We start from the raw sequence: 17697 nt of genomic DNA, 5'->3' as shown, positions 1-17697 counted from the left end.
GTTTCTTATTTCGACTTGTAGCCCCCGGTGTTTTTTGTGCTGGATGATCCCCTTATGTGTTACTCTGTATATTAGGATATATTTTCCTGACTACTATACATAGGTGAACACATTCAAAAGCAAAAAAAGGAGGGCTCCAATTATGCGTTGGGGGATTCTAGGTGCAGCTAATATTGCCAAGAAAGCGTTGATTCCAGCATTACAGCGAGCTGATGCTGAGATTGTTGCGATTGCAAGTAGAAGTGGCGATGCAAGTCAAATCGCAGAGGATTTTGGGATTACCAAAGGTTATGATACCTACGAGGAGTTATTAGCTGATTCAGATGTTGATGCCGTCTATATTCCAGTGCCCAATCATGTACATAAGGAGTGGGTCATCGCTTCTGCACAGGCAGGCAAGCATATATTATGTGAGAAGCCTGCTGCTTTAACGGTTCAAGATGTAGAAGAAATGCTCGAGGAGTGCCGCCGTAACGATGTGTATTTCTTAGAGGCGTTCATGTATCAGTTTCATCCGCAACATGAACGAGTAAAAGAGCTGATTATTGCCGGGGAAATAGGCGAGGTACAATACATGCGATCTACATTCTCTTTTATGTTCGATAAGACGAAAGACAACATTCGTTTGGATAAGGAGAAAGGTGGGGGAGCATTATGGGATGTAGGCTGCTACGGCCTTCACTCCACGTTGAATATATTAGACTCACAACCAACTGAAGCCCAGATTATGTCTCATGTAGATGACCGATTTGGAGTCGATACCACGAGTCTCATTAATCTCACATTAGAAAATGGGAAACTGGCTCAGATTGATTGTAGCTTTAATGCCCCGTTGCGAAATGAATATGAAGTATTAGGTACGAAAGGAAAAATCACTGTACCTCATGCCTATCGTCCAGATAATAACGATCACCAAGGTGTGATTATTATTGAAAATGAGAGTGGGCAACAAGAAGAAATCATCGAAGGGGATCAATACAAGCTACAAGTAGAAGCATTCATGAGGATTATTGAAAATGGTGGTTCATTTGCAGATTTCCACGAATTGACCCTGCAAAATGTGAAAATGATAGAAGCATTGTATAAACAGCAGAATATGTAAACACAAGGAGAGCAGTCTGTTATGCGTAGTAGACTGCTCTTTTGCCTTTTGCGGGGATGAAATAAGGGTCGCTCATATATCTGAAATCTCGATCATAAATTCAAAATCCCGCTCATAACCCACATTTCTCCCTAGCCGAATCCATTTACAAAAACATTGCTTGTCCAAAGGTAACCACGCCAGTAATCAAAAGGAAAACCATGCTATATTTAAGGGTGAATCGGAACAATTCGGACTCTCTGCCTACTAATCCTACAGCTCCAGATGCGACAGCAATGGACTGAGGGGAAAGCATTTTTGCCATGACTCCACCTGATGTATTCGCCGCCACTAAGATAAGCGGTAGTACCCTGATTTGCTCAGCTGTGATTTGTTGAAGGCTGCCAAATAAGGCATTGTTTGATGTCACAGATCCTGTTAGAAAAACGCCGATCCAACCAAGTACAGGTGATAACAATGGGAAATAGTCAGAGGTAGCTGCCATCGCTAGTCCTAATGTGGAAGATTGACCACTATAGTTTGCGATGAAGGCAAAACCTAGCACCATCATAATGGTGAAGATTGGTTTCGCTAACTCTTGTATCGTCTCTTTAAATGTTTCTAAAGCGACACCGACTGGGATACGTAGCATAATGATAGATAGGATCGCTGCAATGAAAATAGCAGTACCAGTCGCTGATAAAAGGTCTATTTTTAAAATAGCAGCATAAGGTGTTGCTTCTGTTACAATAGGTTGAGCTTTAAGAACTAGGTTGTGCAAGTGATTCATTGGAATATGAAGGATGGTGCCTGCGAATAATCCTTCTGGTGTGAACAATTGCTTGAAAAAAGATAAGCTCCAAATGGTTACCATCACTGTTAGTGCGATAAAAGGAGACCATGCTTTCACAATGGTTTTGAAAGTTAGTGGACACTCGAGTTGCATGTCATTTTCTTGAACGTCAAGTTCCATAATCTCTTTAGGTTGCCATACTTTCGTAAAGAGCGCCAGTGCCACTAAGCTAGCAATAGCAGATGTGATGTTTGGTAACTCAGGACCGATGAATGTCACTGTAAAGTATTGGGCAAGGGCATAGGAAGCGCCAGATACGAGTGCTGCTGGCCATACTTGTCGAACCCCTTTCAACCCATCTAGAATAGCGATTAATAAAAATGGAACGGTGAAAGAAATAATCGGTAAGGATGTTCCTAAGAATTGTCCAATCACCTTTGGATCAATTCCACTTACTTGACCTGCCACAATGACCGGAATCCCCATCGCACCAAAAGCTCCAGAAGCCGTATTCGCAATCAAGCAAATTCCGGCAGCTTGAAGAGGTTTGAAGCCCAAGCCAACCAATAGTGCAGCTGTTATCGCAATAGGGGCACCGAATCCTGCTGCGCCTTCGAGAAAGGCATTGAAGGAAAACGCAACCAGTAACATCTGCAATCGTGCATCTTTAGAAATGGAAGCGATAGAGCTTCTGATTACATTGAACTGACCACTTTTAACAGATAATTTATATAAGTACACAGCCATAATGACAATATAACTAATAGGCCAAAAGGAAAACGCAAATCCATATCCTGCCGCCTCAGAAGCCATGACAGTCGGCATGTCATATACACTTATAGCAATGATGAAAGAAAGAAGTACGGTACATAAAGATGCAATGGTTCCTCGAATTTTAAATACAGTCAAAGCTAGGAAGAAAAATAAAATCGGAATAGCTGCTACAAATGCGGATAACCAAATGTTGTTAAATGGATCGTAAACTTGAGTCCATGTCATGCTTCATCACCCTTTTTTATATAATGTGAATTATTTCACATACTAAGTGTAACCTCCTTCACAGAAAAGGAGAAGGATAATAATGGAATGAAAAGGTTTACTTCTAACCATCTAGGCTCATTGTCATGATTTGGACAAATTGAAAGCGTTGCAATAGATTTTTGCTTCTATGTGCAGTAAAGTTATTGTATAAGAATGTTACTAAATTTTGGAGGAATACATATATGGAACGGATAAAATTAGCGGCTGATTTGTCTCTATCTCGTGTGATTCATGGCGAGTGGAGATTATCTGATTGGAAGTACACGGATGAAGAGCTGATTCAATTGATTGAGCATTGTTTAGATCAAGGGATAACCACGTTTGATCATGCTGATTTATACGGCAGTTATACATGTGAAGAGTTGTTTGGAAGAGCACTAGCGAAAAAGCCTGAACTTCGTGAGCGTATGGAAATCGTTACAAAGTGTGGCATTGTTATTGAGTCACCAAATCGTCCAGAGCATCACTCCCATCACTACAACACAAGCAAGGCCCATATTAAAAAATCGGTAGAGAATTCTTTGGAGAATCTTCGCACCGATTATATTGATTTATTGCTAATTCATCGCCCTGATCCGTTTATGGATCCTGAAGAGGTGGCAGATGCATTTCGTGAGCTAAAGGATGAAGGGAAAGTCCGTCATTTTGGTGTATCCAACTTTAAGCAACATCAATTGAACATGTTGCAGTCCTTCTTAGATGTAGAGTTGGTCACGAACCAGATTGAGCTATCTGCTTACAACCTTGAAAATATACAAGACGGAACATTAGATCTATGTATGGAAAAGCGGATGGCACCAATGGCTTGGTCTCCTTTAGGTGGTGGAGATATTTTTAATAGTCAAGAAGAGAAAGCAGTTCGCTTACGTGGAACGTTAGAAAAAGTAGCCAATGAATTAGGGGCAGACGGGATTGATGAGGTGCTCTATGCATGGTTGCTAAATCACCCAGCGAACATTATGCCGATTGTGGGCTCAGGCAAAATCAACCGAATCGATCGGGCTGTAAATGCACTAGAGTATAATCTATCGAGAGACCAATGGTTTGAGATTTATACAAGCTCGATGGGATACGATATTCCATAATAATAGAACCCCTGCCGATACGGCAGGGGTTCTGTAATGAGGTTAAATAGAGTTAAGACCGCTGCATCGTGCAGCAACATCGAACCAACCCACGTCGTGTGGGCCGCAGCATATACGTCGCTAACCGGGCGCTTGCGCTTTTGTTTATTAAAGCACTTTTTCTAAGAAGCTCTGCGCTCTTTCTGTTTCTGGGTGATGGAAGAAAGCGTGAGGTGTGGTTTCTTCTACAACAGCTCCTTCATCCAGGAAGAGGATTCGGTCTGCGACTTCACGGGCGAATCCCATTTCATGGGTTACAACGACCATTGTCATGCCTGATTGAGCTAATTGTTTCATCACATCCAGTACTTCTTTTACCATTTCTGGGTCTAGTGCTGATGTTGGCTCATCGAATAGCATGATTTCTGGTTCCATGGCCAGAGAGCGGGCGATGGCTACACGCTGTTTTTGACCGCCGGAAAGCTGGTTGGGATACGTGTTTGCTTTATCGGAAAGTCCTACTGTTTCCAATAGCTTTTTGGCATGTTTTTCTGCATCGGCCTTTTTAACACCTTTTGTTTCAATCGGTGCAAAGGTGATATTGTCGATTACCTTAAGGTGCGGGAAGAGGTGGAAGTGTTGAAAGACCATCCCTGTTTTTTCCCGAACCTGGGCTAACGTTTTTTCGGTTAACGTGATGTCATCGACAATGATTTCCCCTTTGGTCGCTTCTTCTAATCCGTTTATGCATCGAAGAAATGTGGACTTACCAGATCCGGAAGGTCCGATGACGGCGACAACATCTCCTTTTTTCACCTCGGTTGTAATGTCGGTTAGTACTTGATTGTCTCCAAATTGTTTTGTTAAGTTGTTTACGTTAATCACTGTATCGCAACCTTTTTTCTAGTTTCGCTCCGAATGTTTCTAAAATACGCACCATAATAAAGTAAATAATTAATGCGATGGTTAAGGCACCAAAATAGTTAAAGGTATCTGCTGCCACAATTTGCGAGCGACGCATGATGTCGTGTGCGCCAATAACGGAAATAACTGCCGACTCTTTTAGTAACATAATATATTCATTCATTAACGCAGGTAAGATGTGCTTGATGGCTTGAGGTAAAATAATCTTACGCATGGACTTCCAGTACGAAACATTTAACGCTTGAGCTGCTTCAAATTGTCCTTTATCTACAGACTGAATACCAGCGCGGATGATTTCGGATACATAAGCTCCTGAGTTTAAGGAGAAGGCAATAATTCCAGCAGCTAGCTTGGGAATCTCCCAGCCCGTAACTTCTGGAACAACGAAATATACATAGACGAGCTGTAGAATCAAAGGTGTTCCTCGGAAAAATGCAGTATATGCATCGGCAAACCGTTTTAACAAAGGGAACTTACCAATCTTTGCGAATGCCAATAGAACCCCGATAATAAACCCTGCAATACCTGAAGCAACAACGAATTGTAGCGTAACGAGTATTCCTTTTAATATGAATGGGATGGATGGTATTAGGTCAATCATTGTTGTTCAGCTCCCTATTCTGAAGATCCTTTTCCGAACCATTTGTTGATGAGTTCGTCCATTTTTCCGCTTTCTTTCATTTCTTGCAATTCTTTATTGAATTCCTCTACAATGTCGCTTTCCTTAGGGAAGGCTGCCGCTGATCCTTGCTCGTCTTCGCTATCAATAATAAAACTAGTCAACTCTTCGTTTTTCTCCAGGTAGCCTTTTGCAACGGTATTCTCAATAATCGTTGCGTCAATACGACCTGATTTTAATTCTTGTACAAGCTGTGGGATTTGGTCTAGTTGAGATAGCTTAATACCTTCTATGTTTTTTTGCATGTCTTCGGCTCTACCTTCCTGAATGGAGCCAAGCTGTACGCCGATGGTTTTATTCTTTAAATCTTCTACGCTATTAATATTGGATTCTTTTTTGGATATAAGGGAATCTTTTGCTACATAATAGATGTCAGAGAACTGAACCTTTTCCTTACGTTCCTCTGTTGGTGTCATACCAGCCATGACAAAATCTACTTTGTTACTATTTAACGCAGCAATCAACCCGTTAAAGTCCATGTCTTCAATCTTTAATTCATAACCCATTTCACTAGCGATATGCTTAGCAATGTCGATATCAAAGCCTACGATTTCTTGTCCTTCTTTCGTATCGATAAATTCATAAGGTTTATAGTCAGCAGACGTCCCCATAACTAGGGTTTTTTTATCTGACCCTTCCTCACCTTCAGCATTTGAACTTCCACATGCACCTAATACCATAATAGATAATAGTGATAAAATAATTGCGAATTTCTTCATAACATAACCCTCCGTGTTTTTTGTATCTTTATTAGTGTAAATGCATAATAACACAATGAAACTAGGTTAAAAAGCGATTTTTATGAAAATATATTCATTTAAATGTATAAAGATAAAGTGGTAAGGGCTTACATTATTGGTGTGAACGAAAAAACCACCTAGAGAAAAAATTCTCTCTAGGTGGCCAATAGGTAGTAGGAGATAACGTTACTCTTGCGATACACGTTTGATACGTCATACCATCATTACTTTTTGCTATATAACCAATACAATACTGTCGAAATGAGCATCATTCCAAAGATGAATAGAAATGTATATTGAAAGGAGGGAACGGAATAGGATGTGCCTCCCATTTCTAAGAAAAGACTAGCAAATACGGGTCCAGACGCAGCGCCCACAAATTGGATGAGTTGCTTTAATCCTATGCCAGAACCAATTAATTCATCTGGTAAAAAGCGAGATACTTCATTTGTAGAACTGGATGATAGACTAGAAAATCCAAAACTCGTAAACATATAGCCGAGCATAATCATGTATTCATTCACCGGGGATAGAAAATAGAATACAAGGGTGGAAATGGTGAGCAATACATGGGCAAGCAGCATGATTTTACTGTTCCCATATCGATCAATCAGTCGCCCAACGAAAATAGCTGCTACAGCTGACAAGAGTGCTCCAGGGAATATGATGAGACCAACAGTTGTAGGGTTTTTATCATAAACATTCTGTAACATAAGCGGCATAATCACGAGTATTGCAAAGTGAGTGCTAAACCCTAAATAACTCATATAAATGATCATTCTGTAGGACTTATGCTTAATTAAGTCCGGTTGTATAAATGGAACAGAGTGAAGGGTAATCCGTCTCCACAATACATATAAAACGACGACACCAATCACAAGGTAATACCACTGCAATGTAGAGATGAACAGTAGAAAAGATGTAACACTTAGACCGGTTAAGATTGCGCCAATCCAATCAAATGTCCCTTTTTTCACCTCTTCATTCGGAAGCATGCGATAAAGAACCGGAATTAAAACGATGACAATCATGGTGAATAAAAATAGATAATTCCAATCTAGCCAATCGGTAATCGCACCTCCTGCTACAGGGCCTAAACCAAAGCCTAACGAAGATGCAGAAGCGATAAATGCCATAGCTCGTCCTCGTATAGATAACGGAACATATCGGCCTGCAAATACAAAGGAAAGGCCAGGTATTGCTGCTGCACCTGCAGCCTGACACAGTCTTGCAATAATTAGCCATACGAAATTCGATGTGAAGTAACCAAATAGGGAAGCTGACCCAAATAGGAACATCCCCATTAACAGTAAACGACGCAAGGGAATGTAATCTGATAATCTTGTGTATCCGATTGTAAATATAGCCAATACAATAGAATAGCCAGAAACAATCCATGCTCCTTCAGACGGGGATAAGGAGAAATCTTTCAATACATTTGGTAAAGCTACGTTAAACATAGTCGTATTCATAACAACTAACCAGACAGCTAAACTTAATACAATGACCGTTTTAAAGGTGCTGTATGATTGTTGTTCACTCGCTTCTTGTTGCATCATGTTCCTCCTTCATGAGGTTTGGATTCTGCATATATTTCGATACCCGAAAAACTATAACATATGTTCCCTAATGTTTAACAAGGATGTGACTTGAGAACATTCAAGCCCTTTGAATGATGATATAATGGAAATAGTTAAGACGTAACGCTCCTCGTGGGAGGGTGAGGAATGAAGATTTTTAAGCGGATATACGAAGGTATTATGATTATCTTGGTCATGATTACCATTGTCACACTATGGACTGAACAAGCTTATAATACGTTTATTAACCGATTCATCTGGTTTGTCTTTTTTATAGATTTTGTGGTTCGATTATGGAAAGCAGAAGAACGATGGACGTTTCTAAAGAAAAATCCGTTTCTTGTTATAGCTGTCATTCCACTCGATCAATTTTTCCAGATGGCCCGTATAGTACGCATCATTTATTTATTTAGAATAAAAACGATTACAAAATATTATATACAGCCCTTTGTGCAAAAGCTGACGTACCAATCGAAGCTATACATCTTTGGTGGGTTGTTTGGAGTGTTAGCTCTTCAATCCCTCATTTTATGGTGGATTGAAGAGAATATCACCTCTTTATGGATGTCCTTTAGCCTTGTGTTTCAACATTTATTGTTCTTTGGGCATCGAGCGATTGAAGTACATGCATCCGCTACGTTATGGATGTTTGTGGTTACGTCTGTCATAGGCGTTATCCTTCATGGCCTCGCGCTTCAATGGCTGTTTAGTCAAGCGGAACCAATTTATAATAAAGTGAAAAATACGTTTGAATCATAAGGTTCTATCATTCATAAGCATAGAAGTAAGCTGTTCGTTGAATAGCTGTTTTCAGGGGAACCTCAAAGCTTAAGAATCAACTCCAGGCGTGAGGTTCTTTTTTTACAAGTGAAGAAAGTATAAGTTTCTGGCGTTTATGTGTCTAGCTCCAGCGCCCAACGACTAGCAAACTTCCTGCTCCTCCTTACGATAAGTCAACATCGGTTCGCTTGCGCTCTCCGTGTTTCCTTTCGGCCCACACGACGTGGGTTGGTTCGATGTTGCTGCGTGAGGCAGCGGTCCTAATCGAACCTCATTGGGGCAGCAGTTTGTACGTCGCTAACCGGGCGCTTGCTCTTTTCTTATTTTCCCAATAGATTGGATGGTTTTACGATGAAGACTGTTCTTAGGTATGTGCTTACATATAAGAAATCGGCTATTATAGCTTTGTTGCTTATGGGAGTTGAATTAACAGTTGAGTTGCTTCAACCGATGCTCATGGGGATTATCATTGATCAGGGCGTAGTGGAGCAGGACATGGAAGCAATTATGGTATGGGGAGGTTTACTACTCTTTTTATCCTTGCTTGCATTCGCATCTGGTATAACGAACTCCTTTTTTGCGGCAAATGTCAGTCAGGGGGTAGGGCATGATGTTCGACGTGACCTGTTTACAAGGATCCAGTCCTTTACAGCAGATCAATTTCAGCGCTTTGCTACCTCTTCTCTCATAACGAGGATGACGAATGACGTTACCCAGGTTCAATCCTTTTTGTTTATGGCCATGCGGATCATGCTCCGTGCACCGTTATTTATTATCGGAGGTCTTATACTCGCATTCACCGTCCATGCTGGTCTAGCTAGTATTTTGTTACTGGCAGTGCCATTTCTGTTTTTGTTTATGCTTTGGATGATGGGAAAAGGGGTTCGTTTATTCAGGTTAGTTCAAAATAGGTTGGATGCAGTGAACCGGGTGATTCGGGAGAATTTAGTCAATATGAGGCTGATTAAAGCATTTGATCGTGGTGAATATGAACAGCACCGATTCGATGATGTTAATCGCCCCCTTATGGATGAGAACAAAAAAGCACTTCGATTATTAGAGTTGACGATGCCAGCTGTAATGCTTGCTATGAACATCGTTTTAGTTGTTGTCCTTTGGTACGGTGCAGCCGATTTACGAGTAGGAGGTGCCCAAGCTGGTCAAGTTGTGGCTGTTCTGAATTATGGCACTCGAATTATGTTCTCTTTTTCTACTTTTTCGTTTTTGTTGATGGTGTTCTCAAGAGGAAGAGCATCGACTACCAGAATTGCGGAAGTGTTGCATAAAGATGCAGGTGAAGAAGTGAATACAAAAGGCGAGGCGAACACCATTAACGGTGATGTTTCCTTTGAAGATGTATCCTTTCGCTACCCAGGTATGGATGTTGATGTGATCAAACATCTAACGTTTTCTGTAAGGGCAGGAGAAACAATAGGAATCCTAGGTGAAACAGGTTCAGGCAAGACGTCCTTATTACAATTGCTTCCAAGACTGTATTCACCTACAAAGGGACAAATATGCATTGATCAAAAAGATATCCATACTCATGATGTTCAATCCCTCCGAAGAGAAATTGGATTCGTCACACAGGAAGCGCACCTCTTTTCTGGTACGATTGCGGACAATATAAAGTGGGGGGACGAACAAGCAGGTATGGAACAGGTGAAACAGGCAGCGAAAGACGCGCATATCCACGACTTCATCATGTCCTTACCTAGCCAATATGAAACGCACTTAGGGCAAAAGGGAGTAAATCTATCTGGTGGACAAAAACAACGTCTCTCATTGGCCCGCGCCATGATTAAGCGTCCGGCTATTTTAATGTTAGATGACAGTACGAGTGCCCTTGATGCACAAACAGAAGCAAGTGTGTTACAGACTTTAGAACATTTATCATGCACTACATTTATCGTGGCTCAGAAAATTAGCTCTGTCCAAGCTGCCGATCAAATCTTGTTACTTCAAGATGGGGAGCTCATTGCGAAAGGAGAGCACAGTGAGCTTATGAAGGATAGTGAAGCTTACAAAAATATCTTTCAGTCACAAGTGCAGCGTGAGGAGGTATTGGATGAGTCAATCTAATCGAAGCCACCCACATCAACGTCGTGGGATTCCTACAAAACCACCAAAAATTGAGCATATGAAGAGGACACTTATACGAATTTGGCGATATATGATGGTGGAAAAAGGCAGGATCACACTTGTTTTAGCTATGGTCCTCATTAGCTCCATTCTGTCGTTATTGGGTCCTTATTTATTAGGGGTTACGGTGGATAAAATAATTGCCAAGGTAGAGGTTTCCACGCTTGTTTGGATGTTAGTTCTACTTGCTTGTGTGTATGTTTTTCAATACGGGGCAGTGTTGTTGCAACAGTTTTTTATGATTGGTGTTGCTCAGAATACCATTTATACGATGCGGAACGATCTATTTGAACACTTTCACAAAATGGGGATGTCGTTCTTCCAGACGAAACAGCATGGAGAATTAATGAGTCGTGCAACCAATGATATGGAGAATATAAGCAGAACGTTGAATTCATCCGTCATTCAATTCTCTACCAGTATCTTAACGTTAATAGGGACACTTGGGATGATGATCTGGCTGAGCCCTTTGTTAACGATCGTAACCTTAGTCATTGTTCCGATATTGTTTTACGGTATGAAGTGGATTACCAGTCGCACGGGTGTTTACTTCAAGGAACAGCAGCGTCATCTTGGAGATATGAACGGATATATTGAAGAATCCTTAACAGGTCATCACATCATCACTCTCTATTCACGAGAGGCCCAAGTGATGGAACAATTCAAGCATAAAAATGAAGCGTACCGAAATGCTAGTTATTGGGCGCAAACCTATACAGGGTTTATCCCAAAGCTACTTAATCTGCTCAATAACTTAAGTTTTGCTCTAATTGTAGGGTTAGGTGGACTGTTTGCACTAAATGGGTGGATTTCCATTGGGGTCATTGTTACCTTTACTACGTATTCACGTCAGTTCACACGGCCATTAAATGATCTAGCGAACCAATTTAATGTTATATTATCAGCTGTTGCTGGAGCGGAACGTGTCTTTCACATCATGGATGAACCGAGTGAAACGGAAGATGAAAAGGATGTAGAACACGTCACCGCTATTGAGGGGAAGGTACAGTTCCGGAACGTATCATTTGCCTATGAAAAAGAGCAGCCCACACTTGAGAATATTCATTTTGATGTGAAACCAGGGGAAACGGTTGCTTTGGTGGGTCCAACAGGTGCAGGGAAAACGACGATTATATCGCTTTTGTCTCGGTTCTATACCCCCAATGAAGGGGAAATCTATGTAGATGGCAAATCGCTCTCATCCATTAGTCGTAAGAGCTTACGCAATAATCTAGGAATGGTATTACAGGACTCTTTTCTATTTGAAGCAACCATAAGGGAAAACATACGCTATGGGCGATTGGATGCCACGGATGAAGAAGTAATGGAAGCCGCTAAAAAAGCGAATGCCCACCGATTTATCGAGTCTTTACCAGAAGGCTATGAGACCATGCTTCAATCTGATGGGCAACGAATTAGCCATGGACAGCGCCAATTATTATCTATTGCCCGGGCAATGTTAGCAGATCCACAATTACTAATTCTAGACGAAGCAACGAGCAGCATAGATACGATTACAGAAGTAAAAATAAACGAAGCTCTTTCCACATTGATGGAAGGGCGCACTAGCTTTGTCATTGCTCACCGTTTGAACACTATCCAAAACGCCGATCAAATCATTGTATTGGATGAAGGGAAGATTGTTGAAAAAGGAACCCATGGAACATTGCTAAGACAAAATGGAATGTATGCGTCGTTTATGCAGCAGCAACTTTCTAAGGCGTAGTAGTATGAAGTCCAAAAAAAGCCTCCCCTTTTAAGGGAAGGCTTAAGGGTTTAAGTTTTTCAGAAAATGTCTATAGCTCCAGGGCTTTTCTCGCGTTAATGATAATCTTCTCTCAAGCTGTTCAGAGACACCTCTTGCTCTTGATCTGGAAAGTCTAGTGGGAAGATACGGGCGGTCTCTTTTTGATCGTCTACGTGTTGAATGTAGATGGGAGTTCCGTTATAAGAAACATTCGCCATGACCGGGGACTCAGAAATTTCTCTCGCGCGTTGTCGGTTCATATCATTCTCCTCCTTGTGATAAGATCAAGGTTAGTTTTCGTAATATAGAGTGAAACTATTCGAGCAAAAAACGGGGGATAATTGCAGCTTGGTATCAGAATAATAGGGTGAGCTCTACTACGAGTGTAGAGAAGCTTAAAACGTGTTATAACACGTATAGATAAAAACATAAAAAAAGGTGCCGAGACATCGGCACCTTGACTGATAAAAGTTGTGAATATGTAAAAACCATGCTATGATAAAAATCCATGCACACATTAAAAATGATGTGCAATTACATTTATCCAATTATAATTTTACATGAATAAAAACGAAATGTCAAACCATTTGATTATGTTGAGTAGGGGAGAGTGATAGTATGTCTGAGAAACATGAAGATTGGCAGGTTGAACAGCAACGTGTAGATCGTGTTGTTGAAGAAATAAACGAAAAGGAAGAACAGCTTCGGGAGAAAGTTGGCGGCGTGAAAGGTGAGGTTATTGGTCTTCGTGAAGACTTTTTTGAAGATGTCACAGTCAACATGGATGAGCCTGATGACGTGATGGAAACGTATAGTAGTATTCGTCAGCAAGCAGAACTACTAGGGGAACGAGAGCGTAGCCATAAACAATTCTATGACCAGTTGAAAACATTACACCGGCTGAAAAACTCTCCTTACTTTGGGCGAGTGGATTTTGTTGAAGAAGGAGAACAGGAGGCTGAAGAAGTGTATATTGGGGTCGCGTCCTTGATGGATAAACAGGATGAGGATTTTCTTGTCTATGATTGGCGAGCTCCTATATCGAGTCTTTATTATGATTATTCACCAGGTCCGGCAGCCTACGAAACGCCTGAGGGAGAAATAGAAGGGGAAATGACGTTGAAGCGTCAATTTATCATTCGTAACGGAGAAATCAAAGGTTTATTTGATACAGGCGTTACGATTTGGGATGAATTGCTTCAAGAGGTGCTTGGTAACAACGCGAATACACAAATGAAAAGCATTGTTGCAACCATTCAAAAAGAACAGAATGAAATCATTCGTTATGATAAAAAGAAATACTTATTGGTTCAAGGTGTAGCGGGTAGCGGCAAGACCTCAGCAGCATTACAACGTGTGGCTTACTTAATGTATCGATACCGTGGCAGTATTCAGGCGGACCAAATCATGCTTTTCTCGCCAAATCCAATGTTTAACAGCTATGTTGCGAACGTTCTTCCTGAACTCGGAGAGGAAAATATGGATCAAACGACCTTTTTAGAGTACATCGACAAACGCCTAGAGGGACGTGTGAGCTACGAAGATGCATATGAGCAATTAGAACATCTTCTAACCTCTCAAAAAGACAAGGAATACCTTGTTCGATTAAATAATATCCAATACAAAGCTGGTTTAGATTTTAAAGCAGTTGTGGACCAGTATATGGAGCAGTTAACAAAGCAAGGGTTGATCTTTAAAAATGTGAAATTTAGAGATCAAACTATTGTCACCAAGCAACAGATGGCTGATTATTTCTATAACCTAGATGCAGCTATTTCTACTCCAAATGCAATGCAAATGCTGTCAGACTGGCTTTTGGAACAAGTTAGTGCCTTTGAGCAAGCAGAACGGAAAAAAGCATGGGTTGAGGATGAGATTCAGCATTTAAGTAAAGAAGAATACTTGCGGATTTATCACAAAACGCAAAAAGGAAATCGAGGTAATCAGGATAACTTTGATGATTTTCAATTAGAACAACAAATGTTATCAAAGGCTGTTGTGCGCAAGTATATCAAGCCGATCAAAAATAAAATCAAGAATCTTGAATTTCTAAACATGACCGCTGTTTATAAAGGTCTGTTTTCCATAGAACCACATAATAAACCAGCACAATGGGAGGAAATGGTTCAACAAACATTGGCCTCATTAAATGAAAAGCATCTCCCACATGAAGACGTTACGCCGTTTCTCTACCTGGAAGATCAGCTGAAAGGAACAAACGTATACACGAAAATTCGTTATCTATTTATCGATGAAGCTCAGGATTATTCTCCGTTCCAGTTTGAATTTCTGAAGAAACTTTTCCCATATAGCCGTATGACGATTTTGGGTGACTATAACCAAGCAATTTATGCGCATAACGTCAATGCGCCAACGCCTTTATCAGAAGAGCTCCACCCTGAAGGAGAAGTAGAAAAGCTTACTCTGTTACGGAGTTATCGTTCCACCAAGCCTATTATTGAATTTACGAAAGGGCTTGTTACTGGTGGCGAAGATATTGAACCGTTTAATCGAGAGGGGGAGCGTCCAAGTCTTGTTGAAGCAGAAGATGCGGTGAAGCATATAGAAGCAGTGGAGCAAAAGGTTCACTCCTTGCAAGAGAAAGCATATGAAACGATTGCGATTATCTGTAAAACGGCTGAAGAAAGTCGCCAAGCATATGAGGCCCTAAAAAATAATCTACCTGTTAGACTAATGGATAAGGATACGTACACGTTTGAGAAAGGACTTATTGTAATTCCTGCCTATTTAGCAAAAGGGATTGAATTTGATGCTGTTGTAATCTTTAATGCATCAGCAGAGCAATACAAAGATGAAATCGAACGCAACTTGTTTTATACTGCATGCACAAGAGCGATGCATGAGTTACATTTACTTTCATTGGGGCAGAGAAGTCCGTTTATCGAAGAAGTACATCCTGAGACATTTGTAGAAGAATTACTAAAGCAATAATCATCGAAAAAGGTGAGTTTAGAAAGATTTTATAATCAGGAGTGAATTAGGACATGAATACGTTTCTACAGTATAATCCAACTCGTTTATTTTTCGGTAAAGACCAAATCACTCAAATCCCTTCAGAACTTGGGCGAAAAGGCTTGAACGTTCTCGTTGTTTATGGTGGCGGAAGCATCAAGAAAAATGGCGTTTACGATAATGTAATGGAACAGCTAGCAAAAGCAGAAGCAACTGTTTATGAACTTTCAGGAGTAGAGCCCAACCCTCGTTTAGCGACTGTAAAACAAGGTGTAGACATTTGTAAAAGAGAAAATATAGACTTCCTTCTAGCGGTTGGTGGCGGTAGTGTCATTGACTGTACAAAAGCCATTGCAGTTGGTGCAAAATATGAAGGTGATCCTTGGGACTTAATTACCCAACAGGCACCGATAGAAGACGCTTTACCACTTGGAACGGTGTTAACGTTGGCCGCTACTGGATCAGAGATGAATCAGGTATCAGTTATTACTAATTGGGACACCCATGAAAAGTTAGGTTGGGGCTCTCCTTATGTCTTCCCTACTTTTTCAATCTTGGATCCGGCGAACACGAAATCTGTACCAATGGACCAAACCGTGTATGGGATTGTCGATAGCATGTCCCATGCGCTAGAGCATTACTTCCATCGCACAGAAAACACGCCGATGATTGACGGGTTTATTGAGTCTCTTCTTCGTACGGCATTGCAAAACGGGCCGAAGCTAGTAGAAAACCCGCAAACCTATGAATATAGAGAAACGATGATGTATTTAAGTACGACTGCCTTTAACGGTACTCTGTCAAATGGTACTGATGGCGGGGATTGGGCAACACACGGTATTGAACATGCGTTATCAGCCATATATGATATCCCTCATGGAGGTGGATTAGCAATCCTCTTCCCGAACTGGTTGGAGCATGTATTGGAAGAAGATCCAACCCGTGTGAAGCAATTAGCTGTAAATGTCTTTGGTATTTCTGATGAAAGTAAAACGGATTCTGAAGTAGCAAAAGAAGGAGCAAAAGCATTGCGTACTTTCTGGAATTCACTTGGTGCACCAAGTCAATTAAGTGATTATGACATTGATGACCAGCATTTTGATGATATTATTCAAAAAACCTTTATTAGACCTACAGTAGGGACTTACAAAGAATTAGATCATGATAGTGTAAGAGATATACTAAAACGATCTTTATAAAGCAAAAGAGGAGGTGCGTATATATACGCGCCTTCTTTTTTATACGGGAGGAAATGAAATGAATATCAAAGGTCATGAAGTGAAGGGGATAGACGTTGATGCACAAACACGGTGCAAGCATTACCCTAAGGAAGTAGATAGAATCGCGCTTAAATTTAAGTGCTGCGATACCTATTACCCTTGTTATCAATGTCATGACGAAATTGCCGATCACAAAGCTGAGACATGGACGGTTGAAGAGCGAAACAAGAAGGCAGTTTTGTGTGGTTCATGTGGTATGGAGCTAACGATAAACGAGTATATGAACAGTGGCTACGCATGCCCTCATTGTGAAGCTTCTTTCAATCCTGGTTGCCGTAATCATGCACATCTTTACTTTGACGTCTCAGAAGATTAAAAGTGTTGTTTTAAGTAGGAGGATAACTCAATAAACCCAGGCTCATCTTGTTTGTCTAACGCTTGATCAATTAATCTCATGGCATTTTCTCGCTCGAGTTCGTGAATCAATTTATCGATGGTTTTCATATTTATTGATTTTTTTCGATTTAAATATCGACTCGCAATTGAGTGAACGTGGGTAACAAAATCAGGTAAATCCAAAAGCTCTTGAATCGTAATCTGCATCATGTGTTTACCCTTCTGAAAAACAAGCACATCATTCACATTGGTGATTTTTTTCGTTTTACGATCGACTACAATTTCACGTCCTTCAATGGGAGTGAATTGATACAGGTCATCACCAAAGTGTATGGAGAAGTATTGATAAGCTAACATAATACGAATACAGTTTTCTTCATGCTTCACATAAAACGGTTTTAACATCCGAACAGATAACATGTGATCACCCCTTAAATACTGAATATTTTGTTATTAGGATATGCAGTAATGCTGTCAGAGGTTAAGGATTTTTAGAAGGTTAGACGCTTTCATAATGCTTTTGTGAAAATATTTCAA

At 40.6% G+C, this 17697-nt stretch carries 15 protein-coding genes; 8 read left to right on the top strand and 7 right to left on the bottom strand.

All coding sequences use genetic code 11. The features are described from left to right. Nucleotides 1-142 precede the first annotated feature (142 nt). Nucleotides 143-1102 carry a Gfo/Idh/MocA family protein gene (locus N782_RS03255; protein ID WP_036816090.1) on the top strand — a complete coding sequence of 320 codons (960 nt, stop codon included), beginning with the start codon at nt 143-145 and terminating at the stop codon, nt 1100-1102. Between the two features lie 145 nt (nt 1103-1247). On the opposite strand, the gene N782_RS03250 is transcribed toward N782_RS03255, so the two are convergent. Continuing rightward, nucleotides 1248-2873 (bottom strand): lactate permease LctP family transporter, encoded by a 1626-nt coding sequence (locus tag N782_RS03250; RefSeq protein ID WP_036816088.1) that lies wholly within the window; start codon nt 2871-2873, stop codon nt 1248-1250. Nucleotides 2874-3097: 224 nt separating this feature from the next. On the opposite strand from N782_RS03250, the gene N782_RS03245 reads away from it, so the two are divergent. Further along, nucleotides 3098-4000 (top strand): aldo/keto reductase, encoded by a 903-nt coding sequence (locus N782_RS03245; RefSeq protein WP_036816087.1) that lies wholly within the window; start codon nt 3098-3100, stop codon nt 3998-4000. A gap of 147 nt (nt 4001-4147) precedes the next feature. Here the strand turns inward: N782_RS03245 and N782_RS03240 are convergent, their stop codons facing one another. The 4 genes from N782_RS03240 to N782_RS03225 all read right to left on the bottom strand — a co-directional run bounded on the left by N782_RS03240 (nt 4148) and on the right by N782_RS03225 (nt 7878). Further along, entirely contained in the window at nt 4148-4864 is a 717-nt protein-coding gene (locus N782_RS03240) for an amino acid ABC transporter ATP-binding protein (RefSeq protein ID WP_036816085.1), read from the bottom strand. Continuing rightward, entirely contained in the window at nt 4857-5504 is a 648-nt protein-coding gene (locus N782_RS03235) for an amino acid ABC transporter permease (protein WP_036816083.1), read from the bottom strand. Before N782_RS03235 ends, N782_RS03240 begins: the two co-directional genes overlap by 8 nt. A 14-nt stretch (nt 5505-5518) precedes the next feature. After that, nucleotides 5519-6301, bottom strand: coding sequence for a transporter substrate-binding domain-containing protein (locus N782_RS03230; protein WP_036816081.1), 783 nt, complete (start codon nt 6299-6301; stop codon nt 5519-5521). Between the two features lie 245 nt (nt 6302-6546). After that, the gene (locus N782_RS03225) at nt 6547-7878 is read right to left on the bottom strand and encodes an MFS transporter (RefSeq protein WP_036816079.1); all 1332 of its coding nucleotides are present in this window, start codon (nt 7876-7878) and stop codon (nt 6547-6549) included. Nucleotides 7879-8049: 171 nt separating this feature from the next. Here N782_RS03225 and N782_RS03220 point away from each other — a divergent pair, with 171 nt between their 5' ends. From N782_RS03220 to N782_RS03210, 3 genes are all read left to right on the top strand, one after another. Continuing rightward, nucleotides 8050-8661, top strand: a complete 612-nt coding sequence (locus N782_RS03220) for a hypothetical protein (protein ID WP_036816076.1) — start codon at nt 8050-8052, stop codon at nt 8659-8661. 372 nt (nt 8662-9033) lie between these two features. Further along, nucleotides 9034-10764: an ABC transporter ATP-binding protein gene (locus N782_RS03215; RefSeq protein ID WP_036816073.1), complete on the top strand. Its 1731-nt coding sequence runs from the start codon at nt 9034-9036 to the stop codon at nt 10762-10764. After that, nucleotides 10751-12550 carry an ABC transporter ATP-binding protein gene (locus N782_RS03210; protein ID WP_052111145.1) on the top strand — a complete coding sequence of 600 codons (1800 nt, stop codon included), beginning with the start codon at nt 10751-10753 and terminating at the stop codon, nt 12548-12550. Before N782_RS03215 ends, N782_RS03210 begins: the two co-directional genes overlap by 14 nt. A 95-nt stretch (nt 12551-12645) precedes the next feature. On the opposite strand, the gene N782_RS03205 is transcribed toward N782_RS03210, so the two are convergent. Beyond that, nucleotides 12646-12831, bottom strand: coding sequence for a small acid-soluble spore protein H (locus tag N782_RS03205; RefSeq protein WP_036816071.1), 186 nt, complete (start codon nt 12829-12831; stop codon nt 12646-12648). Nucleotides 12832-13189: 358 nt separating this feature from the next. Between N782_RS03205 and helD the strand changes: the two genes are divergently transcribed. Genes helD through N782_RS03190 form a run of 3 tightly spaced genes read left to right on the top strand, consistent with a single transcriptional unit; the run spans nt 13190 to nt 17140 of the window. After that, nucleotides 13190-15523, top strand: coding sequence for an RNA polymerase recycling motor HelD (helD, locus tag N782_RS03200; RefSeq protein WP_036816069.1), 2334 nt, complete (start codon nt 13190-13192; stop codon nt 15521-15523). A gap of 53 nt (nt 15524-15576) precedes the next feature. Next, a complete protein-coding gene (locus tag N782_RS03195) occupies nt 15577-16743 on the top strand; it encodes an iron-containing alcohol dehydrogenase (protein ID WP_036816068.1) in 1167 nt (388 codons plus the stop codon). A 58-nt stretch (nt 16744-16801) separates the two neighbouring features. Next, nucleotides 16802-17140: a CHY zinc finger protein gene (locus tag N782_RS03190; RefSeq protein WP_036816067.1), complete on the top strand. Its 339-nt coding sequence runs from the start codon at nt 16802-16804 to the stop codon at nt 17138-17140. On the opposite strand, the gene N782_RS03185 is transcribed toward N782_RS03190, so the two are convergent. Then, nucleotides 17137-17565 (bottom strand): IDEAL domain-containing protein, encoded by a 429-nt coding sequence (locus N782_RS03185; RefSeq protein WP_237582504.1) that lies wholly within the window; start codon nt 17563-17565, stop codon nt 17137-17139. The two genes, N782_RS03190 and N782_RS03185, sit on opposite strands and share 4 nt — an antisense overlap. Nucleotides 17566-17697: the final 132 nt, after the last annotated feature.

This window comes from Pontibacillus yanchengensis Y32 (assembly GCF_000770635.1).
GTDB classification, from domain to species: domain Bacteria; phylum Bacillota; class Bacilli; order Bacillales; family BH030062; genus Pontibacillus; species Pontibacillus yanchengensis.
The sequence above is the reverse complement of the archived record's forward strand: the minus strand, read 5'-3'. Positions and strand labels throughout refer to the sequence as shown.